This window comes from Rickettsia asiatica (assembly GCF_007989425.1).
Lineage (GTDB): Bacteria > Pseudomonadota > Alphaproteobacteria > Rickettsiales > Rickettsiaceae > Rickettsia > Rickettsia helvetica.
The window spans coordinates 1-23349 of sequence record NZ_AP019563.1 but is presented as its reverse complement, the minus strand read 5'-3'; the positions used below and the strand labels follow the sequence as shown (position 1 = coordinate 23349).

Sequence of the window (23349 nt, the reverse complement as noted above, 5' to 3'; positions counted from 1 at the left end):
TTTAATAATTAGTGTCTGGGCTTATGTCATTTTTGCAGAAGTGAGAATCTAGAAAAAAATTTAAAAAATATAGGATTATTAGGAGTTTTTAAATTAACTTTGGGATTTATATAAAACACCTGGTTTCCTTACTATATTGAGTGGATTTCTGCTTTCACAAGAGTAACATCGAACTATACAACAAAGCCTTGAAAATGCGGTAAAGGATGTATATAGTGTGTGTTTTAACTTTTAATTGAAAATGCTACAATATTTTAAAATAACTTTGGAAGCAGAATATAATAATTTAAATTTTGGTATTTTGTTAGTTTTATTTACGGTATTATTGTTTATTTTTCGCTTGATTTTGAGCTTTCATTTACAACAATTTTTTTCATTTTTTGTGTTTGCCTAATATTAACCTTTACTAGAAATTCTAATATATTTTTACAGTTTATTTACTGGATGATTATTGCTTTTATTTTTGGCATATTTATCTCTAAATATCGTGTGACAAATTTACATAGCGAAATGCTTTATAAACCTATCATCACTAAAATTAGCGGTAAAATAGAATCGATAAAACCGACTATTATAGGAGGACAAGTAGTATTAAATAACATCAAGATCAAAAAAATTAATCGTAATTTACAAAAAGTTAAAATTAGTACACCGAGGAAATATATATACTCTGGTGAAATGCAGAGTGATTATATGAAGATCAACTTGAAAAAGAGCAAGGAGTCTGTAAGCCGAGGAGCGGAGCGTATAGAAGTACGTGAGCATCCGAGGACTTACAAAGACGACGCAGCCAATTTTTCAAGTTGATCGAGTATAAAGGAAATTAGGGTAAATGACAGAATTACTTTGCTTGCTAAGCTCTATAAGCCGCAAAATAGTATACCAGGCGGTTATGATTTCGGGTTTTATGCTTATTTATCGGATATTGGAGCAAACGACTATGCGATGTCTGAGCTGCAAATTATAGAACGTAACAAAATAAATTTTGATAGTTTTATTTATAAAATATGCATTCATATTTATAATAATTTAATAGAAAAATTAGGAAAAGATAAAGGGAATTTTGCAGCTGCGATATTACTCGGCGAGACGAAAGGTTTAAACAGACAAATCATGCAGGATATGAGGCAAAACAGTATATCGCACGTGCTTTGCGTTTCAGGTTTGCATCTATCTTTAGTAGTCATGATTGTTTTCCTTACTACAAGATTTTTATTAAATCTCTCAAATTATTTGGCATATAATTTCAATATAAAATTAATCTCTGCTTATTGTTCGCTAGTAGGTAGCTTTGGTTATTTAGAGCTAAGCGGTATGCAAATTGCAGCAACTAGAGCTTTTATTACTGCTGCAATCTTTATTTACGGTATTATTATCGGACGATCTTGCTTTCCCCTACGTTCTCTTGCAATTGCGGCTTTTATAATATTATTGTTAAATCCTGAATATATTTTTCATCCAAGTTTCCAATTATCTTTTATCGCTGTATTATCGCTTGTTGCCGGTTATGAATTTTATTTAAAGAATTCATGGTTACTTGGAGAAAAGAAAGGCATTTTTGGGGCAGTAAAATTTTATAAGTATCATAACGGCACCTGTGGTAATTAATCAATTCTTTATATTTTCTACTTACTCAGTACCGGCTAACCTCATTGTCGTTCCGATAACGTCATTTTTTCTTATGCCGCTTGCTTTGTTATCTCTGCCTTTTACCATGATCGGGTTTGATAACTATATCCTAAAGCTTATGGGGTTCTTTATTGATATAATAATAAAATCATCCGCCTATTTTAATAGTTTACCGGCTGCTGTATGGTATTTCGGTTATATTACCAATTTCAGCATATTACTCTTTTTATTCGGCTTTGTTTGGATTTGTATATGGAAAACCTCGTGGCGTTTACTTGGTCTTGCAATCATGGCAATATCTTTTATATTTATGTTCTACTCCCCAAAACCGGAATTAATATTTGACGCAAATCATATGGCGGTAGGCGTTAAAGATAGAGAAAATAAGCTAGTAACCTACGCCGATAAAATGCCTGCTTTCAATAGAACTTACTGGACTAATTGGTTTGGACAAAAAGATAGTATGGTGTTACCTTTAGAGAATAATATTTTTTTAACTCACTACGGATAAAAAATTGTCATTGTGAGAAAGCCGAAATTCATATTAATCTCAATTACAAAACTAAATACCGCGGGAGCTTAATAACAATTAATAAAGATTTTTTAAAAAAAAGCCCTATTATACTTATCTTTTGCAACAAAAAGGAATGTACAGTAAAACCAAACCATGCGAATTATACATAAAACTTTAAAAATCCCTTCAAAAGGATATAGAAAAATTTTGAGTCTCTTAAATGAAAAAGGACAAGCAAGACTTATCGGCGGCTGCGTGCGAGATGTATTACTTGAGAAAGATAGCTATGATATCGATATAGCTACTACTCTAATGCCAAGTGAAGTAACAAATATTTTATCTAGAGCTAAAATAAAAACTATTCCGACCGGTTTAAAATTCGGCACGATTACGGCTATTTTAAATAATGAAAAATTTGAAATTACGACTCTTAGAAAAGATATTGAATGTAACGGCAGACATGCCAAAGTAGTATTCACAAATGATTTTGCCGAAGATGCTGCAAGACGAGATTTTACTATTAATGCTTTAAGCTATTGTCCCTTTAAGAACGAGATATATGATTACTTTGAAGGGTTTAAGGATTTGCAGCAGGAAAAGGTCATATTTATAGGGGAAGCTCTAGATAGAATTAAAGAAGATTATTTGCGAATCCTACGCTTTTTCCGGTTTTCTAGCTATTATGCGAATCAGCTTGATGATGGAGGGTTTAAAGCATGTAAAGCTTTAAAAGACGGCTTAAAAACTTTATCACGAGAGCGAATAAAAAGTGAAATGGATAAAATTATCGTTTCAAAAAGAGTAGCACAAATTTTAGAAGCTATGTTTGAAATAGGAATATTAGAACTAATATTCTCTATCCAAAATTATGAAATAAAATTTTTTGAGCAAGCTAAAGAATTAGAATTAGCAACTAACTATGCTTTATTACTATATAATTTAAAAAACATAAATTCAAAACTTTTTCTCGATTGGAAATTCTCAAAACATGAGGCAGTGCAAATATTATCAATAACGAACTTTCTGAATGAAGCTAAATTTAACATAAAGAAAATTTGGTTTGAAAAGAAGAACTATAAGGAATATTTATTAGCAGCTAGCATAATCGGTAAATTAAACCATTCACAAGCAAAAGAATTTATCCTTAAATATGATGCGTTATTACGTCCGAAATTCCAAGTAAACGGTAATGACTTATTAAATATGAATATAGAAAAAAAAGAGATAGGTGTAAAATTAGAATATCTAAAAAATTTTTGGATAGAGCAGGATTTCAAGCCTAGTAAATCAGAGTTATTGGAGAAATTATGAGAGCTAGTATATTAAATCGTCATTGCGAGCGACTAAAGGCATTGTTGCGTAGATACCGAGTCGTCATTGCGAGCGGCTGTAAGGAGCGTGGCAATCCAGAAAAAATAATAAAAAAATTCTGTAAATCAGAATTTTTTACTGGATTGCTTCATCAATTACTTTGTAATTTTCCTCGCAATGACGGAAAGACTGGTTTGACATGCATAGCATTATTATGTCTTACATTCTTCAGCTTCACTAGCTATGCTAAGCCTAAAATAGTTGTAAGTATCACGCCAATCGGTAGTATTATTTCAATGCTTGTTAAAGATAAAGCAGATATAGAAAGTTTAGCTATTAGTAGCGACTGCCCTCATCATTATAATTTAAAACCTAGTGATTTAGTAAAAGTCAAAAATGCCGATATTGTAATTTATATTAATGAACAATTTGACGGTTTTGCCGAGAAATTAATTAGTAATCATAGTAAAAACATTATAAAAATCAGTGATATTAAATCTTTAACCACTATAAAAGATAATTGGCATATTTGGCTTGATCTTAATAATGCTGCGATTTTACTACAAGAATTTGCACAAAAATTTAGTGAAAAATTTCCTGAGCTACAAGAAGATATTAATAATAACCTTTCAACAGCACTTAAAGAATTAAACAAGCTACAAGAAATCAAAAATAATGAACTTGTAACGATAAAAGATGTAATTTTATTAAGTGACAGTAGCGAGTATTTTTTTCTTAATACTAATATTAAAACTGCAAAATTATATAGCGAAAGTCAAAAAAGCCTCCGATATATAAGCAAGCTAGAAGATTTAATTAAAGAGTCTAATAACAAATGTCTTGTTTTAAGTAACGAACAAAATTCACGACTATATAACAAATTAAACGCTAAAATAATAATATTAAATAGCGAAAACTGGAATGTGAAAGATATCGATTCAAACACTTTTCAGAACCAATATTTACAAATGATTGATCAAGTTAAAAAATGTTTATAAAATTAAATAACGAAGAAGAGACAAAGAATCTTGCAAAACTCTTTGCACAACGCTTAAAACCAAATGATATAGTTTTATTTAACAGTGACCTTGGAGCAGGTAAAACATTTTTTTGTCGTGAAATTATTAAACATTTTTGCGGTGAAAATACAATCATTATAAGCCCGACTTTTAACTTACTGCAAACATATAAAGCTCCTAATTTCACTATTTATCATTATGATCTTTATCGTCTTAAATCACCTGAAGAAATTTATGAACTTGGGCTTGAAGAGGCATTAAACGGCAATTTAATTTTAATAGAATGGTCTGAGATCATTAAGCACTTACTTACTCCGCCTTTAATCGAAGTAAACCTAGAAGTATTAGATGAAAACAAACGTTTGTGTAGTATTATAACAAATCATAAAGAAAATTCACAAGAATCTTCCCTTATTGATTTTTTACAAAATTCTCCACTATTCGGTACAAAGCTTGATATTCGAAGAGATAAAAGCCCTACTAGAAAAATTGAATTATAAATTCGGCAGTAAAAACGCCTTTTCAATAGGAAGTAATTTTAGTTTTGGTAGCATTGGCATAATTAAATCTATTCCGGCTTTTTCGTTACTATTACCGTGTACTAATATAAAAGAACCATCTTGAACTTTTTCGCCTTTAGCAAGCCATGCATTGCTGCCAAGCGGGATAAATCCAAAATCTTTTAGTTTTTCTATTAATGTTTGATCAGAAACTAATCCAGGGAAACGAAAGAAAGGCGATGGAGCAATATTATAACTTACCAATATTTTTCCTGCTTCTAATACTTCATTTTCAAAATCATCTTTATTGGAAAGAAGAAAATTATCTTCAAGAGGTTTATCTTTAAAGTAAGGATGGCTAAATGAATGATTAACCCATGTTATTTGTAGATAACCGTTTTCTTGTTGCTTTATTAGCCATAAAAACTCCTCTTGATGTTTATTAATCCATAATCCTGAAACACATATAGCAATCGGAATAGGTTTATTTAGTTTGATTGATAATTCTAAAAGAATGTTAAAAAACTCTTTCTCAAAGCTTTTGGAAGAAGGACACATATCAATCGTAAGAAATTGTCCTTTTACTTTATACATGCTACTCGTAGCACCGTAATTTTGCTGTGTTAATGTGCAGAGCTATATTTATCTAAAGTTTAATATACGGAGTTTTATTTAATTTTTTCAGAAGATTTTCTTCTTCTATTTTATTCGTAGGTAAAATTACCAGCTCTTGTAGAACTAGCTCAGTTTTAAAAGAATTCGGATCTACTAAAACGAAATATGATTTCTCATTATTTAAATAAGAACGAATAGCGATTTTTATTTTTTCAGCAATTACAGGCAAAAATACCGGTTTATAATCAATTATGATTGCTGCTTTTTCACTTGCATAGCTTAAATTAAAAAATAATATTATAAAAATAAAACTTACAATTCTTTTCATTTATTCGTCTCCATAACGCTCGTATAAAATTCCGCAATTTTCTCTTTTACCGTTGTGGGATCGTTCATCAAATTAACGGCACCTCTAAACTCTGCCGAATTCGGTAAACCGCTACTATACCAACCAATATGCTTACGAGCAATAGGTACGCCCACGGATTCGCCGTAATAATCAAGTATTGCATCATAATGCTCGGTTACGATATCTAGCTGTTCTGCTATAGAGGGAGCAGGTTTTTCTTCACCTGTTTTAAGATAATGATCAATTTGTGAAATAAGCCAAGGTTTGCCATATGCTCCTCTACCGACCATAATACCGTCCGCACCCGATCTTTGCAGAGCTTCTTTTGCTTTGGTAAAATTAGTGATGTCACCGTTAGCAATAACCGGAATTTTTACTGCTTCTTTAACTAATCGTATAAAATCCCAATCGGCATTACCGGAATAAAACTGACATCTAGTTCTACCGTGAACGGTAACCATCTGAACACCTGAGTCTTCAGCAATTTTGGCTAAAGTCGGAGCGTTTTTCGTATGATCATCCCAGCCCATACGCATTTTAACGGTTACCGGAACTTTTACCGCTTTAACGGTAGCTTCAAAAATCTTAGCTGCCAGCTGCTCATCTCTCATTAGAACCGAACCTGAATAACCGCCTACTACTTTTTTCGCTGGACAGCCAAAATTAAGATCGATAATTTTCGCCCCCATATCCTCATTCATTTTAGCAGCTTCAGCTATTACATTCGGCTCACAGCCTGCTAGCTGTACGCAAGCACTTGTTGCATCATCACGCATAATGGCACTTTTTTGTAGTGACTGCCTAGATTCCACAATCATTGCCCTACTTGCTACCATTTCAGAAACTACAAGCCCTGCACCGAATCTTTTCACCAATCTTCTAAATTCCAAATCCGTAACACCTGACATTGGAGCAAGAATTATATTTGAAGAAAGTTCAATATTGCCGATTTTGATCATAAAAACCGTTATAAAAATAAACGCTCATAATATCATAATTAAGTATTTTTGTCTAATATTACTAATTAAGAATGGACAAAAGCCGATTAATCTATTATAAGCTTAAGTTCATACTCCTAATAAATGAATAGTGGATAGACGAAGTTTAATTTGGAAAAGAGCAAGGAGTCTGTAAGCCGAGGAGCGGAGCGTATAATAATACGTGAGCATCTGAGGACTTACAAAGACGACGTAGCCAATTTTTCAAATTAAACGAGTATATACGGCCACGTAGCTCAGTCGGTAGAGCAAAGGACTGAAAATCCTTGTGTCGTTGGTTCAATTCCAACCGTGGCCACCATTTTTTATTTCTATTCCAATTTATAAACACCTCAAACAGCGAACACATTATAAACTAAGGACTTTTTGCTTTCCAAAAAAAAGTTAGATAATGTTGAATCTTTCTAGTGATTCTTCTTTAAATCAATCTCAATTCATTTATTTATACTTCTAATTATATTTCTATTGCATTCTTAAAACTACTTATTATAGTTTATCCATATTTCAGTTATTTTTTTAACAAAATATTAAAATTTATAGAATTTAATAAGGATGGAAATATGAAAGAATTAATAGAATTTCTAGAAAAAAGAAAATTCTATACACAAGCTAATGACCTAAAAAATGGTGCTACATCGCTTAATCTTAGGGATAAGAACATAAAAGCTGAAGGAATCAAGATTTTAGCTGAAACTCTAAAACGCAATAATTTTATTATTAAGCTTGATCTTTCTAGTAACCAAATAAGAAATGAAAGGATAGAAGCTTTAGCCGAAATACTTAAAAACAATATCTCTTTGACGTTTCTTGAGCTTCAAAATAATAATATAGGAAAAACAGGGATTAAGTTTTTAGCTGAGACTCTTAAAAACAATAACTTTATCACTTGGCTAGGTCTTTATCATAACAATATAGGTGGCATAGGAACTAAAACTTTGGCTGAGGGGATTGCAATTAATAATTCTATTACTCATCTTGAGCTCGGAAATAATAAAATAGAAGTTGAAGGAGCTAAGGTTTTAGCTGAAGCCCTTAAAATTAATAATTCTTTAACTTGGCTTATTCTTGCTGATAACTACTTAGGAGAAAGTTTTGCTGAGGTTCTTAAAACTAATAATTCTTTAATTTACCTTGATCTTACTTATAACAGCATAGAAACAGAATTTTTTAGAATAATTTACGAATATCTAAAAAGAAATAAAATCATAGCAGAAGAAAAAGCAAAAAATTTAAATTCAGAGACTAATGACTTATGTAGCAAAGAAAAGTATAATAAAGCTGTAGAACAATATACAGTAGAAAAAAATATGAAGCACAACAACTAAGGTTGCACGATCCTAAAAAATAATGAACTCGTCAATAATTTTTTTATTACTTTTCTTGATACACGACCTCAAACAATAAATGATGACATAGCTAAATTAATTGCAACAAAAATAAAAAATATTAACACAATTACTAGTATTAATTTTTCTGGAAGTCAAATAAGTTATAAAGGGATTAAAATTATCATAGAAGCTTTAAAGTCAAATAAAAAGTTAGAAGCAATTGATTTTTTAGTTGTAATAATTTAAATGATCAAAAAACGGTCTTATTAGCTGAAATCTTACAAGCAAATACTATAATTTATTTTAATCTAGGGAACAACAATATAGAAATTACAGGATTAAACACAATTATCGAAAACTTAAAGTTACATAATAATCCCATTTCACATTTAGATTTGCATAACAATAATATAGCTAATGATGGAGCAAAGTTAATAGCTGAATTTTTAAAAAATAATAAAGCTTTAAATTATCTTGATATTTCATTAAATAAGATAAATGTTTATGGAGTAAAACCAATTATTGAAGCTTTAGAAGAAAACATTACTATTACTGGTTTAAATTTGGAGCAAAATAATATGAACGAACAAGATAAAACCTTAAGTAATGCTATGATTAGCAAGTATTTAGAACGAAATAAAGAGTTAGTAACCGAATATGGTAGTGTTCAAAGTTTAGTGGATGCTATAAATGTTAGAATATCTAATGATACCACAATAAATACTTATGATAAATCTATACTTACAAATACACTAAACATTATATCACAAAAAATCAAATTTCTTATTTGCAAATCCCATATATATATACATAACAACTAATATGCAACAACGCTTAGCAGATCATAAGCTTTTAAAATCAAAGATTATAAGTATAGAAGAACAGCTTGACGAATTAATAGAGAACCAACATCAAGATATGATAAATGATATTAATGTGTTAGGCAGTGTAGTGCATTTGGATAATCAGAAAAAAGGACGGAGGCAACTTGTCTCCTTTCAAATTTTTATGATGCTTATAAATTTTGTTACACAAAAAAGTATCGCTTATAATACTGTCGCTTAATGGAGCAAATCGTCTACTTGCCTTCACCACTTCAATTCTTCTTCTTTCTGCTTATTTAATTACTCCCAATTAATAAGTTTTTTAAAGTAATTTTCGTTACTTTTTAAAGCTCTCATATTTAATATAAAATCAATTCTTATCATAGATAAAAATTTTAACTAAGTTTAGATATGATAAAGTGCCGAGAATAATTGAACAAAATAAACCAAGAGATGCTTTTAAAAGTTGTTTGTCGATTATAAGTATAATTTTTCGGTATGGTAATTTGAATAAATTTCTGATTAATTTGTAGTAAGAATATGATGTGTAAGGTTTTTGAGCTAAAATAAGTTCTATTCTTAATTCCCTATTCATGCCATTCGGATAAATTTCACGTAATAAGTCTTTGTCTTTAATAATAAAATCTAGATACGGCTCAATAATGGCTATTCTTTTCTGCTACTGTTTTAGTGTTCATAACGGCTTAGTTCTCCTGATTAAACTTAAATTGCTCAAGTTTCAACCACCGAAGAGAAATAAACTCTTGGTGGTCTATGTATTTAATAAGTGTTTAGAATAATGCATAATTCTAGATACTGTAAGGAGGTAACGATGGTGGTCAGGTTATTAATTTAATTATAATTAATGAACCGTGCCCCGGTGTGTTACTCCTTACTTAATTTGGTTCCAAACAATCAATAGAGCAAGGGGTTATTCACGATCAACCATTAAGATCAAGTGAATAACCCCCTAGCTCGTACATAGGACAGGAGAGAAAAACATAACAAAGCATATTTTTATAGGTATCGATGTATCTGAAGATACTTTAGACGTCTGGTTACACCCATTGAATAAATATAAAGTTTTTAATAATGATCAAAAAGGCATTAATGAGCTAGCCGAATATATAGCAGGTTATAGTATTGCTAAAATTGTAATTGAAGCTACCGGTAGGCTTGAATATAAAGCGGCAAACACCTTATAAAAAGCAGGATATTTGGTGTCAGTAGTTAATCCTTATTTTACATCAGCATTTAGAACTATGAGAGGTAAGTTTACAAAAACTGATACCATCGATGCACAAATGTTAGCATTATTTGCAGAAAAAATTAACCCTGAATCTAGAAAAGTAGCGAATGAGATAGAAAAAGAATTAAAAGAACTTACAGCTAGACGTAACCAATTAATTACTATGATAGTATCTGAACACAATCGCTTACGTAGAGTTACTAATCAAAAAATAATTAATAGTATAAATAATGTTATTGATTTACTTAATAGCCAAAAGGAAGAAGTAGAAAAGCTTATATTACATCTTATTTTAAATCTAGAAAGTTATAAAGAAATTATAATTTACTCATTACTATTCCAGGTATTGGCTCGATTATAGCAATAACCTTAATTACAGAATTACCGGAGCTTGGTAATTTAAATTGTAAACAAATAAGCTTCTTTAGTAGGGGTAGCACCTCACTGTAAGGAAAGTGGCAAAACAAGATTTAAAGCAAAAACTAAAGGTGGTAGAAAAACGGTACGGGCAGCATTATATATGGCAGCTGTTATGTCTGTAAGATGTAATTCTGCAGTTAAACCTTTTTATAAAAGACTTGTAGAAAAAGGAAAGGCCAAAAAATTAGCTCTTACTGCTGTAATGCGAAAGATAATAATAATTATCAATAACATTGTTAAAAACAAACGACCTTGGCAGGAGCAATATAAACAAATTATCTTGACTTCTTAAACACAAATCACCAGGGCGTTAATAACACCGTATAGAACAACAGCTATGATAGGCTTTAAGCTTAAAGTTATACCCTATAAGCCCTGAACATACCCTATCATCCCCCCGATCAAAAGAGTCAAGGATTACATCAGTTTTGTGAGAAATGCTCTCACTTTTGGCAGAGGTTTCGACACCCTGAAACAGCACTTTGCTATTTCAAGTATCATTTTATATATAACTTTCAAAAAGTCAATATGATTATTGATTTCAAAAATTTTTTCATTGTTTCATGGCTGCTATGTCATTCCTAGCTCAGCATTGTTGCATAGATTGAAAAACGCGTTCGGTGTCATACCGTGGCTTGACCACGGTATCCAAAAAAAAACAACTAAAAATACTAATAATGTTAGTATTTTTAATTGGATCCCGCGATCAAGTCGCGGGATGAGACAACTGAAAAACCGATCCACGCAATAATACCTTGCGAGCGACTGAAAGGGGCGTGGCAATCTAGAAAATAATTAAAAAAAAAATGCTAATTTCTAGCATTTTTTACTGGATTGCTTCGTCAATTATTTCATAATTTCCTAGCAATGACGATATCATTCTTTACTTAGCAATACCTTATAACAATTTATTTAAACATCGACTATTGGTACTTCATGTGGTACTTATTTAGCTTAGTACTTAATTAAATAAATTTATGACATATTTAATTGCCAGTGAAGCTAGAAAAAGTCTATACAAGTTAATTGATGAATTAGCTATAAGCCATGAACCTACGTTAATAAAGGGTAAGCGAAATGCCGCAGTTTTAATTTCGGCTGATTGATTGGGAAGATATACAAGAAACAATATTTGTAGCTTCTAATAAAGAATTAAGCGACTCAATTATTAAGGGGCTAAATACTCCTATCAAAAAATGTAGTACTTCATTAGATTAATATAAAAATGTATACTTTGTATTTTACTGACGCTGCACGCAAAGATTATAAATTAGTAAGCAAATCTATTTATAACGATAAAATTCAAAATCTATTACATATTATCCAAAATAATTCCTTTCAAAATCCGCCTCCTTATAAAAAATTAGTAGGTGCTTATTCAAGAAGAATTAACCTATAGGTTATTTTATCAAATATATGAAGAAACCAAAGAAATAAAAATTTTGCGTATATGTGGTCATTATGGGGATAATTAGGCGTTGCCCGCATGGCTCGTATTTTTTCGTCATTGCGAGAAGAATTACAACGTAATTCGATGAAGCAATCCAGTTAAAAATTCTGATTTACAGAATTTTTTTATTATTTTTCTAGATTGCCACGCAGCCTACGGCTGCTCGCAATGACGATATCAATCTTTATTTTGCAATACCTTTTATGCTACCTGTAAATTTTGTTGCATAATAAAAGTATCGCTTATTACTGTCACTTGATGGAGCAAATCGTACACTAGTCTCACCATTCTCTAGTTTTCAGATCTCTACAAAAGTTGAGAGCGACGGACTCAGCATAAAGTCAAGCTTTTCAGGTTTTAATGTTAGGTTAACAAATACTAAATTTACTAAATTACATTTTTCGGCAATATTTGACGGCATTGGAAGCCAGTTCTACTAAGGAAATAAGTATTTTTTTGCTGCAAAAAAGAACTAAAATAGATTAATTTAATTTTTCGCACACAAGAACTTAATAGTAGTGGATTTTTAAAAATTGTCTATTATTCATAGTAGACAATTTCCTACCTTTTATATTCAACTTTCTAATGGATCGATTTTACTTCTGTCGCCCCGTGATTTGCACTAGCTCCAATTAAAAATACTAGAATTTTTAAGTTATTTTTTAGATACTGTGATCAAACCACGGTATGACATCGAATGCGTTTCTTGATCCATACAACAAGATTAAAGCAAATAGCGGATTACTCATTTGCGTTGTTATACTACAAGGCTATCATCAGAATCGTTTACTCCTAACCCTGCAAGGACTATATTATCCACTCCCTTCACATATTCACAAGTTGCAGAATAACCTGAATTTATTAATGCTTCTTTTTGTTCAGATGTGATATTAAAATCTAAAGCTGATATATTATTATCATCAATAAAAACTGTTCTCTCATGATTCTGAAAACGGGGTATCAAGTCAGAGCTTGTGAAAACTTCAGCTAATGCATATAGTTGATCGGCAACAGTAGTAGTATTCACAAATGGTTTAGGTTCTCTATACCATTCTGATAAGCGTTTAATATTTCTTTATTAATTGGTTTAAACCCAAGAGTTTTATAGTTTTTATTTTCTGTTCTAGGGAGGCTTCATGCTGTACTTTTATCATCAAACACCTCAACTGGGTAATTGTTCGTAACTCCACCATCAACATACGTTGAAACTACTCCCTGATCAGTTTTTTGTACGGGCTGAAAATATATAGGAAAAGCCCCTGAAGCGTGTACGAATTTTACGACTTTCTCATCAGGAGCATTTTCATAAGATAGAACTTCCGGAAATTGAGTGCTGAGATTAGTACACACTACGTATAAATCTATATTTGTTTTTTGACTATCATGTAGCTGTTTAAAAGTAATATCGGGGTCAAATCCCTTATCTTTTAATAATTGCCCTAAAAATTCTTCTAGATATTTCTCAGAATTTAGCCCTCCTGTTGTTATCAAGTCCCAAACTTGTACCCACCATTTAGCATTATCTGAAAATTTATTAAAATCAATTTTCTTAAGTATATCTTCAATTTCTTCCGGTTGATATCCTAGTGCTATGCATAAAGCAGCTATTGCACCACCAGAAGTTCCGACTACTTTTTGGATATTTTTTAAACAATCTTTTTCTTTTAATGCCTTTAGAGCCCCTGCATATGCTATGACTTTTACTCCACCACCTGCAAAGGCTAAGTTGTTTATTTCTAACATTTTCAATACCTTGATTTAGTTAATATTAATAAAAATTAATATTTGTGGCTTTTATAAACTATATATTAATATTTATCTATTTTTTTACTGGATCTTGCAATCAAGTAGGCATTGTTGCATGATCTCTATGTCATTTCTATGTGACAGGAAGCTAGTAAAACATATTTTATTAAGAGCTTATCTGTATAATTGATAATTAAAGGGCTTTTACTCTTTAAATCTTAATATTACTTGTAAATTTTGTTGCTTATTAAAAGTATCGCTTATATACTGTCGCTTGATGAAGCAAAGCATATATATGGTAAGTAGTAATTTTTATAAAAATCTAGGACCACGAAAACTAATGGCAATTATAGATTTTTTACACGATATTATAGAACCTCCTAAGATTCATGAAGATATAGCTATTCATGATATTAAAATTCTGCAGGAAGCATCTTCAAGCGATATTAGCTTTTTAAGCAATCCTAAATACTCCGAATTTTTAAAAACTACCAAAGCTGCTGCTTGTATAGTGCCAAAAAATTTTACGGGAGAAGCAAATCCAAATACTCTTTTAATACATGCCGAGAATTCATATTTTGCTTACGGCAAATTAATAGATTTTTTCTATGCTCCTATTAAATCATACCCTGCTAAAATAATGAAATCCGCTATTGTTGCAGATTCGGCGACTATCGGAAAAAATTGTTATATAGGTCACAATGTAGTTATTGAAGACGATGTTATTATAGGTGATAATAGTATTATAGAAGCCGGAAGTTTTATAGGTAGAGGCGTAAATATCGGCAGAAACGCTAGAATAGAACAACATGTTTCAATAAATTATGCAATTATAGGCGACGACGTCGTAATACTCGCAGGTGCAAAAATCGGACAAGACGGGTTTGGGTTTTCTACCGAAAAAGGCGTACATCATAAAATATTTCATATAGGAATAGTTAAGATCGGCAATAATGTTGAAATCGGTGCGAACACTACTATTGATAGAGGATCACTTCAAGATACCGTTATAGAAGATCTATGCCGCATAGATAACTTAGTACAAATAGGACATAGCGTAAAAATAGGTAAAGGCTCTATTATCGTAGCACAGGCAGGTATAGCAGGTAGTAGCACAATTGGCAAATATTGTGCATTTGGAGGACAAGTAGGAATCGCCGGACATCTAAATATAGGCGACGGGGTACAAGTAGCAGCACAAGGCGGTGTAGCGCAAAATATAGAGGCAGGTAAAATTGTCGGCGGCAGCCCTGCAGTTCCTATCATGGACTGGTATAGACAATCTATTATTATGAAACAATTACTAAAGACCTCTAATAGCAAATTAAAAAAGTAGTTTGCTATTGAAAAGGGCTTTGTTATATGGATCAATTTTTTTATTGTCATCCCGTGGCTTAACCACGGGATGACAATGTGGAAATTTTCCTATCCATGCAACAATAAAAATATAGTTATTCGCATTAAAGAAGAGACCTAAATAAATGATCATAGATATTACCGAAATCATGGATTTGATACCTCATCGCTATCCATTTTTATTAGTAGATAGAGTACTTAAAATCGATCCTAACAAATCAATAACAGGTATTAAAAACGTTACCGTTAACGAATCGCAATTTACAGGACATTTTCCGGCAAGACCTGTTATGCCCGGCGTTCTAATGGTTGAGGCTATGGCACAATTAGCTGCTATATTAGTTGCTAAATCTTTAGGTTCTACTAAGAATAAAGAAGTGTTTTTAATGGCTATCGAAAATGCAAAATTTCGTAGAATTGTTCAGCCGGGGGATACTATGCATATCCACACTGTTATTGATCAGCAAAGAGCTAACGTATGGAAATTTTCAAGTACGGTTACGGTCGAAAGCGAAATAGCCGCAGAAAGTAAATTTACTGCAATAATTAAAGATAAAGCATAGGAAAAAGTAGTGGCAAACAATATCCATACTACGGCTATAATTGCAGAAGGTGCAAAGCTCGGTAAAAATACAAAAATCGGTCCATACTGTATTATAGGTGCTGAAGTAGTACTTCATGATAATGTAGAGCTAAAATCTCATGTGGTAATTGAAGGGATTACTGAAATCGGTGAAAACACGGTTATTTATCCTTTTGCATCAATCGGTCAACCTCCACAAATATTAAAATATGCTAATGAAAGATCAAACACAATAATCGGCTCTAATAATACTATTAGAGAATATGTTACGGTGCAAGCAGGAAGCCAAGGCGGCGGAATGGTGACAAGAGTAGGAAATAATAATTTATTTATGGTCGGCGTTCATATCGGTCATGATTGTAAAATCGGCAATAACATAGTATTTGCTAATTATGTAAGCCTAGCAGGTCATATTGAGGTAGGTGATTACGCAATAATCGGCGGGCTGTCTGCCGTACATCAATATGCTAGAATCGGTGAATATTCGATGATCGGCGGGCTATCGCCGGTTGGAGCAGACGTAATACCGTTTGGGCTTGTAAGCAGCAAACGTGCGGTGCTTGAGGGTTTAAATCTAATCGGTATGAATAGAAAAGGGTTTGATAAAGCAGAGTCTTTAAGTGCTTTAAAAGCTATCGAAGAAATCTTCTCAGGTAAAGGTAATTTTGCTGAGCGTATAAAACAAGTTGCCGAGAAATATAACAATAATTCTATAGTAATGCAAATCATCGATTTTCTTAATCAAGATAGTAGTAGAGCATTTTGTCGTTTTGAGAAGTAAATTTATTTAACTAGCAATGTGTACACTTTGTGTTACAATTAAATATTATAAGCATGGTTATTTTAATTTATTAAAAGGGATAAAAATGATAAAAAGTATTATGACTAGTATACGTTTAGAAATAAATTTAAGTAAAAAACTTGAAAAAGCAGCTCATGATTTACACTGTAGCAAAAGCTGGATAATTAGTGAAGCAATACGTATATATCTTAAACAACTAGAAAATTCAGACCTAACCAAAGAAGCTAAACGTCAATCCTTATTAGCCAGTAAAGAAAACAATCCTGATGCCGATTTATGGTTAAAACACAATGAAGAAAGTTGGTTAGATGAATGGAAATAATAGAAATTAAAAAAGGATATATTGTTGCTTGTGTAATATCTGGAGATTATGGTAAACCTCGCCCCGCTGTTGTTGTTCAATCTAATTTACATAAAAATCATCCCAGTATAACAGTTTGCCCTCTAACAACGGATTTAATAGATGCCCCAACTTTTCGCCTGTTATTGACTCCTACAGAGCTAAATGGTCTTAATTTAGAATCTCATATTATGGTTGATAAAATTAGTGCTATAAGAAGTGATAAAATTCAAAAAAAAATTGGTGAATTGTCACCTGAACAACTAGAAGAGTTAATTGAAGCTATTAAATCATGGATGAATTAGCTACTAATTTTCTCATTTTTTCTTGTAAAGAATTTTGGCGTAAACGAGTTTTCAAGCTCTTAAAATCAACTATTTCTGCATTTTGATTTTGCTGGCTACATGCAAAAATATATTTCTGCTCTCCTTTAACTTTTTGGATACATTGTCCGCAAATCCCTTTCATCATACATTGCATCGATGAATTAACGCTAACTATTAGCTCCGTATTTTCACCAAATATTTCATTTTTTAGACTTTGCAATTCTTCTATTATTTCAGGAGAAGCATTAATTATTACTCTATCCACAGAAGTTAATTTACAGTTTTTTATATCAGGATAGGTAACAAATATAACTTCATTATTATTTTCTTTTAGAACTTTTAATAAGCCTACATTACCGGCTTCGGAATCAACAATAACTATTTTTTTATTTTGAGGTATTTCCATCGGTGAGCCTGTCGGTCCCATTAAAACCACTTTCTCATTTTCGGATAATGTTTTACATAAGCTAGTGGATTTACCGACTTCAAAAACTATGAAGCTAATTAAACCTTTTTCTACATCGATATTTGTAGGATTTAAGGCTACCGGCTCTATTAACTTAGCAGCATCTTCAGAATAATTTTGTAAGCGAAAGAACTGTCCGAACTTAAAATTTTTAGCAGCAAGCGGTGAGCGAATTATAAGCTCAAAAGTTTTATCATCTAGAATATTTATTTTATTAACCCTAGAAGTTAGCAAATAATCAAGCTGCGTACAAAAATCTTTATAACTACCTTTAAAGCTAGGGTTATTATTTATAAGTCTTTTGTTAATAGCATCGTACCCTTCTTTGGTACTAGCAAGAGCTTTCACTACACTACCCAAATATTTAGGATTACAATCACCAAAATAGCTGTATTTATTCTCATCAAATTGAGTGTTATTTTCAATACCGATTGCCATAATCACGGTTTTGGCCTTGACGTCATTGCGAGGAAATGCGTAGCATTGACGCGGCAATCTTGTTAAGCCAAACTCCTGAGATTGCCACGCAGTCTTTGACTGCTCGCAATGACGATTCTCAAACTCCACAGATTCCACATGACCGTATTTGTCTAGATTAATCCTTGAAGGCTGCATATTTTCTTTAAAATCAACACCAAGTGCTAATGCATATATTAGCTCCTCGTGATTTAATTTATACGCCGGTGAATCTTGCAATTTTCCACGATAATAAACAGTAGCACCCCCAAGCTTATTAAAAATCTTTCTTAATTCTTCATTACTCTTAGCTTCTTTAAACAATTTTGCATGAGCAATAAATTCTTCAGCTATTCCTTTATCTTCCTCCGCTAAATCTTTTTCTATATAATCTTCGGCAAATTTCTCTACTTGCTTTTTATAGTAATATAAACTTTCCGTTGCTGCGTCTAAGGAAGTAAGACCACCGCCTATCACCGCAATCGGCATCCTAATTAGCATGTTAGTATTAGAATTTTCTAAAAATGCTCCCCCGCTTTGCAAAGTCATTAAGAAATCGGAAGCCGTTTTTACGCCTTTAGCTTCAAAATTTTCTATATCCAAAACTTTCGGCTGATCTGCTCCAATGCAAAAAGCTATATGGTCAAAACCTAAATCGAAAGCTTGTTCTTTCGTTATATTAAAATCTAAAGCCACTCCGTCATAATATTTGAAATTGTTATTTCTTTCTAATATTAGCCGCAATATATCAAGATTGTTTTTATCCCAGCGAACAGTTATACCGTATTCTGCTACCCCTCCAAATCCTCTTGGCATTCTTTCCGATAATAAATTTTTATATTCATGCCAAAATTTTATAGGCTTATGAACGTCAAAAGGTAGGGGAGTAATTTTAAGACCGTCAATAGCCGTGACATTGTGACCTGACCGTAATAAATAATAGCTAAGACTAAAACCTGCAGGACCAAGACCGGTAACTAAAATATTATAATTAGTAGGTTCTTTTGGCAGCGGTGTATAAATATTAAGCGGATTCCAACGGGTAAGAAGTAAATATATCTCTAAACCATAAGGTAATTTAAGCGTTTCTTCTAAAATATTTGATTCTATTAAAGGAATATTTACCGGATCTTGCTTTTGGTAAATACAAGCTTTTGAGCAATCATTACAAATCCTATGACCCGTTGCCGCAACCATCGGATTATCAATAACGATAATAGCAAGAGCACTTAAGTTAAAGCCTTGTGCCTTAACATAGTTCATTTCGGAAATCTTCTGCTTTAAGGGACAGCCGGTTGTCATCCCGTGGCTTGACCACGGGATCTTGTATCGCAGATTGTGTTCTGAGATCCCGCGATCAAGTTGCGGGATGACATTAATTCCCCTAGAACAGCTATCCTTATCCTGCTTATGGCAATAAATACAATAATGAGAATGGTTTAGAGCTTCATCTAGATTTAAAAAAGAATCTGTATAGTCAAAATCTACTCTCTCATTTTTTTGATATTTTAATATTTTTTTATCGTCTATTAGGTTTTCTTTATCTAGTTTTTGGGGGATTGTGAACAAGATGTCATCTGCCCCTGTTATCCTGTGAGCTTGTAGCGGGATCCAGTCTTTTTTAAATTCTTTCTGGATTCCGCGGTCAAGCCGCGGAATGACACCATCACAGGAATAAACCCTACACGCTGCATATTGTGCTGCTATGTCTAATTCTGTAGCAAAACTTTCTTCTGCCTGTTGCCATATAATTATTTGTTTGGCAAATTCTCTAGAAGTAAAATTCGCACCTATTAAATCAGTTAGCTTTAAATATATCTCTTCAAAATTAATATTTCTTATTTTTTCCGGTGGATATTCTTTTACGGCAATACGCTGAATAAATTTTCTTTTACATTCATAAATAATATCAAAATCTTTATGCTTTAATCTTGATATAGTTACTTCTTTTGAAATACAAAATAACTCTGCTAAAAAATCGTCTAAATGAGGGGAGATTTTTAATAAAAATTCGGAATAATCTTGTGGAATAATAGAGAAAGGTATTGATCTAAATAATATTAAATCTTTATGCAGAGATTTATTGGCTTTAAAGAGATAATCTAAAAATATTTGATCTAATTTTTTAAGCCCGGTTAAATCTAATTCATTAAAATCTAGATTAAAACCAAGTTTCATAAGTAATAAATAACTCTTTTAGAAAATTGTCTGTAAATTAAATAACTGATATAAACAGTAATAAATGCCACTATAATAGACTTAACTATCAGCATCATATCCGGTAATGTTCCGTCAATCACCAACGCTTGTACGGGTCTTATAACTAAAAAGAATGGATTAAATTCAAAATATATTTTTTTAGACTCCGGAATTAGCGAATATGGATAAACTATCGGTATACTCCAATAAATAACTCCGAGAATAACATTTAATATTTGCGGAATATCTCGAATATACGGTGTTAAAAATGCTACTGCGATAGAACTGCTAATCACGCATATTATTAAGGGCAAAATTAATATCGGCATAAATATTATTTGCCAAGAAAATTTTTCCGGAAATAATAAAATAAAAGCAAAATACATTGCCGAAAATGAGCAAATTAAAGTATATAATTGCCCTAAACTATCCGCAACAGGAAAAAAAGTCTTAGAAATTCTAACTTTTTTTATTATTTGATCACGTGTAACTAAAGAACTTGAACAAATCGTTAGGCTGCTTACTATAAAACTCCATAAAGGAATACCGCCGACTAAGTTCATTACCATAAATTCTCTCGGTTGTCTTAATAAAAAACCGAAAAAATATGAAATTACCATTATGTGAATAAAAGGCTGAATTAAACTCCATAAAGAACCCAAAAAAGAATCTTTGTTTTGCCTAATTATAGAAGCTTTAACCAGTAATGCTATTGCTTGCCAGTATTTTTTAGAAAAAAAATACTTTATCATTTATGAATTTCCTTGTTGTTGGTTATAGATTTTAAATATTTCTGATGGACTACCATCACCTATAATACTACCATCTCTTAATAAAATACATCTATTGCAATTATCTTTTATAATTTCTTCTTGATGGCTTACTATTATTGAAATAGGAGTATTTTTAAATTTATTCTTCATTAAATTAAGAGATTTTTCTATAAAATAGCTATCGCCTGCCGCAAAAACTTCATCAAGTAATAGAATCTGCGGATTTTGGAATATCGATACGGAAAAAGCAAGCCGTGATAACATACCTGAACTATAAATTTTTATCGGTAGATCAATCTTACTACCGAGTTCCGAAAAATCTATAATTTCTTTTTCAATTTTTTTGCTATATTTATCCAGCATATTATTATATAGCATTAACATTTTTATATTTTCACGACCTGTCTGCTCCTGTTCAAAACCGACTCCCATATCTATAATTGCCGCAATATCTCCATGAACTCTGACTGTACCAGATTTTAACGGATATATTCCAGCGATTAGCTTTAGAAGTGAACTTTTTCCCGAACCGTTACTTCCTATAAAAGCTATTTTTTCTCCCTCATAACAAGAAAAATTAATATTGTTTAATATGGGTATATTTGGAGAGAGAGAGACTCCTTTTTTCAAGAAGAAATGCTTTAAACCTTGAGCTCTTTTATGAGTATCTATGCCTTCTACATAACCATCGGTTATCTCTATAAATACTTTTGAATGGCTAAGTGACATAAAATAAATATTAAATAGATTTATTAATCCAATCTAAAAGAGAATTTTTTTGTTGCAAACCTATTTTAGTATCTTTTTGTTCACCGTTTTTAAATAACATTATCGTTGGAATACTACGAATACCGTGTTCTGAAGGAGTGTTAGGATTTTCATCAATATTCATTTTAAGTACTTTTACTTTGCCTTTTAATTCTTTACTGATTTCATCTATTATCGGTGTTAACATTTTGCATGGTCCACACCATTCTGCCCAAAAATCAACCAGTACCGGTAAATCCGATTCTAATACTTCCTTTTTAAAAGAGCTATCCGTTACGTTATTTGCCATAATTTCTCCTTGTTATTACTATCGGTAAATGAAGAGTGGTTATACGAAGGCCAATATTTAAAAAGAGCAAGGAGTCTGTAAGGCGAGGAACGGAGCATATACTTAATACGTGAGTACCGCAGAACTTGCTAGACGACGATGCCAATTTTTGAAATTCACCAAGTATAAAATAAAATTATAAAGTACAGGCTTCTACTTGTAAATAATGAAAATCTTTTTATTTATTATATTTATTTTTTCTATTATAATATATCCGCATTATTAAAGCTGCTGTTTCCTCTATTGATCTAGTCGACACGTCAATTACCGGCCAATTTCTTTGATCACAAATTTTTCTAACTTCTAAGCATTCTTTTTGTACTATATTAAAATCTGTATAGCTTTTATTCTCGTTAATTTGTAATAAATTTAATCTAGCTTCTCTTATCTCTATTAATCTATTTGGATTAATGACGAGTCCTACTAATAATTGATCTATATCTTTTTCTATAAAATCAGGAAAAGGGCAATTATAAACATAAGGAATATTGGCAGCTTTTAGACCGTTATACGCTAAAAATACGGAAGTCGGTGTCTTGGAAGTTCTAGAAGGACCTATTAATATTATATCAGCCTCCGACAACTCATTAAGCATTTGCCCGTCATCATGTCTTATGGCATAATCTATGGCATTAAGTGTATCAAAATAAGTTTTATCGAATTTATAATTGTAATTCTGTTCTTTTTCTATTTCAATACCTGAAAAAACAGACATTTCTTTAATAATTTTACCTATTACGGAAATACATGGAATTTTTAATTCATAGCAAAATTTCGTTAAAGCTTTTCGGAGTTCTTGATCGGCAATCGTGTATAATACTATCCCATGTTTAGATTCTATTTTACTTAATACTTCATTTAGCAATTCCAAATTTCTAATCATTGGCCAATGATATAATTTTGGTTTTACGGAAGTAAATTGTGCAAGAGCAGAATTTGCTGCATATTTTGTAGTTTGCACGGAAGAGTCTGAAACCAAGTGAATAATTAGCTTTGTCAT

General features: G+C 31.6%; 24 protein-coding genes, 1 tRNA gene and 4 pseudogenes. 19 read left to right on the top strand and 10 right to left on the bottom strand.

Annotated elements, in window-relative coordinates; translation table 11 throughout:
• Nucleotides 1-444 precede the first annotated feature (444 nt).
• From RAS_RS00155 to tsaE, 6 genes and pseudogenes are all read left to right on the top strand, one after another.
• Nucleotides 445-807, top strand: coding sequence for a palindromic element RPE5 domain-containing protein (locus RAS_RS00155; protein WP_232049242.1), 363 nt, complete (start codon nucleotides 445-447; stop codon nucleotides 805-807).
• A gap of 315 nt (nucleotides 808-1122) precedes the next feature.
• A pseudogene (locus RAS_RS10585) lies at nucleotides 1123-1831 on the top strand (ComEC/Rec2 family competence protein); the annotation flags it as partial.
• Between the two features lie 87 nt (nucleotides 1832-1918).
• Nucleotides 1919-2140 carry a hypothetical protein gene (locus tag RAS_RS10580; protein WP_332094825.1) on the top strand — a complete coding sequence of 74 codons (222 nt, stop codon included), beginning with the start codon at nucleotides 1919-1921 and terminating at the stop codon, nucleotides 2138-2140.
• Between the two features lie 156 nt (nucleotides 2141-2296).
• The gene (locus tag RAS_RS00145) at nucleotides 2297-3454 is read left to right on the top strand and encodes a CCA tRNA nucleotidyltransferase (RefSeq protein ID WP_147141209.1); all 1158 of its coding nucleotides are present in this window, start codon (nucleotides 2297-2299) and stop codon (nucleotides 3452-3454) included.
• Between the two features lie 194 nt (nucleotides 3455-3648).
• The gene (locus RAS_RS00140; RefSeq protein ID WP_408634835.1) at nucleotides 3649-4452 is read left to right on the top strand and encodes a metal ABC transporter solute-binding protein, Zn/Mn family; all 804 of its coding nucleotides are present in this window, start codon (nucleotides 3649-3651) and stop codon (nucleotides 4450-4452) included.
• Nucleotides 4443-4973 (top strand): tRNA (adenosine(37)-N6)-threonylcarbamoyltransferase complex ATPase subunit type 1 TsaE, encoded by a 531-nt coding sequence (tsaE, locus tag RAS_RS00135; RefSeq protein ID WP_147141202.1) that lies wholly within the window; start codon nucleotides 4443-4445, stop codon nucleotides 4971-4973. Before RAS_RS00140 ends, tsaE begins: the two co-directional genes overlap by 10 nt.
• On the opposite strand, the pseudogene RAS_RS00130 reads toward tsaE, so the two are convergent.
• Both RAS_RS00130 and dusB read right to left on the bottom strand, forming a co-directional pair.
• Nucleotides 4968-5916: pseudogene (locus RAS_RS00130) on the bottom strand (polysaccharide deacetylase family protein). The gene tsaE and the pseudogene RAS_RS00130 overlap by 6 nt on opposite strands.
• Nucleotides 5913-6896, bottom strand: coding sequence for a tRNA dihydrouridine synthase DusB (gene dusB, locus RAS_RS00125; RefSeq protein WP_147141200.1), 984 nt, complete (start codon nucleotides 6894-6896; stop codon nucleotides 5913-5915). The pseudogene RAS_RS00130 and the gene dusB overlap by 4 nt, the downstream one beginning before the upstream one ends.
• A 150-nt stretch (nucleotides 6897-7046) precedes the next feature.
• Between dusB and RAS_RS10575 the strand changes: the two genes are divergently transcribed.
• The 8 genes and pseudogenes from RAS_RS10575 to RAS_RS09175 form a co-directional block, all read left to right on the top strand.
• Nucleotides 7047-7148, top strand: coding sequence for a palindromic element RPE5 domain-containing protein (locus RAS_RS10575; protein WP_010420765.1), 102 nt, complete (start codon nucleotides 7047-7049; stop codon nucleotides 7146-7148).
• 12 nt (nucleotides 7149-7160) lie between these two features.
• Nucleotides 7161-7236 (top strand) — tRNA-Phe (locus RAS_RS00115).
• Between the two features lie 259 nt (nucleotides 7237-7495).
• Nucleotides 7496-8260: a leucine-rich repeat domain-containing protein gene (locus tag RAS_RS00110; protein WP_147141197.1), complete on the top strand. Its 765-nt coding sequence runs from the start codon at nucleotides 7496-7498 to the stop codon at nucleotides 8258-8260.
• 398 nt (nucleotides 8261-8658) lie between these two features.
• Nucleotides 8659-9084, top strand: coding sequence for a hypothetical protein (locus RAS_RS00105; protein ID WP_147141193.1), 426 nt, complete (start codon nucleotides 8659-8661; stop codon nucleotides 9082-9084).
• Nucleotide 9085: 1 nt separating this feature from the next.
• On the top strand, nucleotides 9086-9328 hold the full coding sequence (locus tag RAS_RS00100) for a hypothetical protein (RefSeq protein ID WP_147141191.1): 243 nt from the start codon (nucleotides 9086-9088) through the stop codon (nucleotides 9326-9328).
• An 826-nt stretch (nucleotides 9329-10154) separates the two neighbouring features.
• Complete coding sequence (locus RAS_RS08370) at nucleotides 10155-10292, top strand: hypothetical protein (RefSeq protein WP_172616098.1); 138 nt, start codon at nucleotides 10155-10157, stop codon at nucleotides 10290-10292.
• 15 nt (nucleotides 10293-10307) lie between these two features.
• Nucleotides 10308-10697, top strand: a complete 390-nt coding sequence (locus tag RAS_RS00090) for an IS110 family transposase (RefSeq protein WP_172616097.1) — start codon at nucleotides 10308-10310, stop codon at nucleotides 10695-10697.
• Nucleotides 10698-10766: 69 nt separating this feature from the next.
• Nucleotides 10767-11048: pseudogene (locus tag RAS_RS09175) on the top strand (transposase); the annotation flags it as partial.
• A gap of 299 nt (nucleotides 11049-11347) precedes the next feature.
• On the opposite strand, the pseudogene RAS_RS11280 reads toward RAS_RS09175, so the two are convergent.
• From RAS_RS11280 to RAS_RS09160, 3 genes and pseudogenes are all read right to left on the bottom strand, one after another.
• Nucleotides 11348-11539: pseudogene (locus RAS_RS11280) on the bottom strand (hypothetical protein); the annotation flags it as partial.
• Nucleotides 11540-12963: 1424 nt separating this feature from the next.
• The gene (locus RAS_RS09165) at nucleotides 12964-13233 is read right to left on the bottom strand and encodes an alpha/beta hydrolase (protein ID WP_232049241.1); all 270 of its coding nucleotides are present in this window, start codon (nucleotides 13231-13233) and stop codon (nucleotides 12964-12966) included.
• A gap of 107 nt (nucleotides 13234-13340) precedes the next feature.
• Entirely contained in the window at nucleotides 13341-13949 is a 609-nt protein-coding gene (locus RAS_RS09160) for a patatin-like phospholipase family protein (protein WP_232049240.1), read from the bottom strand.
• Between the two features lie 298 nt (nucleotides 13950-14247).
• On the opposite strand from RAS_RS09160, the gene lpxD reads away from it, so the two are divergent.
• The 5 genes from lpxD (at nucleotide 14248) to RAS_RS00030 (ending at nucleotide 17338) form a co-directional block, all read left to right on the top strand.
• Nucleotides 14248-15288, top strand: a complete 1041-nt coding sequence (gene lpxD, locus RAS_RS00050; protein ID WP_147141179.1) for a UDP-3-O-(3-hydroxymyristoyl)glucosamine N-acyltransferase — start codon at nucleotides 14248-14250, stop codon at nucleotides 15286-15288.
• 145 nt (nucleotides 15289-15433) lie between these two features.
• A complete protein-coding gene (fabZ, locus tag RAS_RS00045) occupies nucleotides 15434-15871 on the top strand; it encodes a 3-hydroxyacyl-ACP dehydratase FabZ (RefSeq protein ID WP_147141175.1) in 438 nt (145 codons plus the stop codon).
• Between the two features lie 9 nt (nucleotides 15872-15880).
• A complete protein-coding gene (gene lpxA, locus RAS_RS00040) occupies nucleotides 15881-16672 on the top strand; it encodes an acyl-ACP--UDP-N-acetylglucosamine O-acyltransferase (RefSeq protein WP_010420782.1) in 792 nt (263 codons plus the stop codon).
• An 85-nt stretch (nucleotides 16673-16757) separates the two neighbouring features.
• Nucleotides 16758-17015 carry a CopG family ribbon-helix-helix protein gene (locus RAS_RS00035; protein WP_147141172.1) on the top strand — a complete coding sequence of 86 codons (258 nt, stop codon included), beginning with the start codon at nucleotides 16758-16760 and terminating at the stop codon, nucleotides 17013-17015.
• Complete coding sequence (locus tag RAS_RS00030) at nucleotides 17006-17338, top strand: type II toxin-antitoxin system PemK/MazF family toxin (protein ID WP_147141169.1); 333 nt, start codon at nucleotides 17006-17008, stop codon at nucleotides 17336-17338. Before RAS_RS00035 ends, RAS_RS00030 begins: the two co-directional genes overlap by 10 nt.
• Here RAS_RS00030 and RAS_RS00025 read toward each other — a convergent pair.
• From RAS_RS00025 to RAS_RS00005, 5 genes are all read right to left on the bottom strand, one after another.
• On the bottom strand, nucleotides 17319-20459 hold the full coding sequence (locus RAS_RS00025) for an FAD-dependent oxidoreductase (protein WP_147141166.1): 3141 nt from the start codon (nucleotides 20457-20459) through the stop codon (nucleotides 17319-17321). The two genes, RAS_RS00030 and RAS_RS00025, sit on opposite strands and share 20 nt — an antisense overlap.
• Nucleotides 20456-21232 carry an ABC transporter permease gene (locus tag RAS_RS00020; RefSeq protein ID WP_147141162.1) on the bottom strand — a complete coding sequence of 259 codons (777 nt, stop codon included), beginning with the start codon at nucleotides 21230-21232 and terminating at the stop codon, nucleotides 20456-20458. Before RAS_RS00020 ends, RAS_RS00025 begins: the two co-directional genes overlap by 4 nt.
• Nucleotides 21233-21982: an ABC transporter ATP-binding protein gene (locus RAS_RS00015; RefSeq protein ID WP_147141159.1), complete on the bottom strand. Its 750-nt coding sequence runs from the start codon at nucleotides 21980-21982 to the stop codon at nucleotides 21233-21235.
• A 10-nt stretch (nucleotides 21983-21992) separates the two neighbouring features.
• Entirely contained in the window at nucleotides 21993-22310 is a 318-nt protein-coding gene (gene trxA, locus RAS_RS00010) for a thioredoxin (RefSeq protein WP_147141156.1), read from the bottom strand.
• Between the two features lie 217 nt (nucleotides 22311-22527).
• Nucleotides 22528-23349: a pyruvate, water dikinase regulatory protein gene (locus RAS_RS00005; RefSeq protein WP_147141152.1), complete on the bottom strand. Its 822-nt coding sequence runs from the start codon at nucleotides 23347-23349 to the stop codon at nucleotides 22528-22530.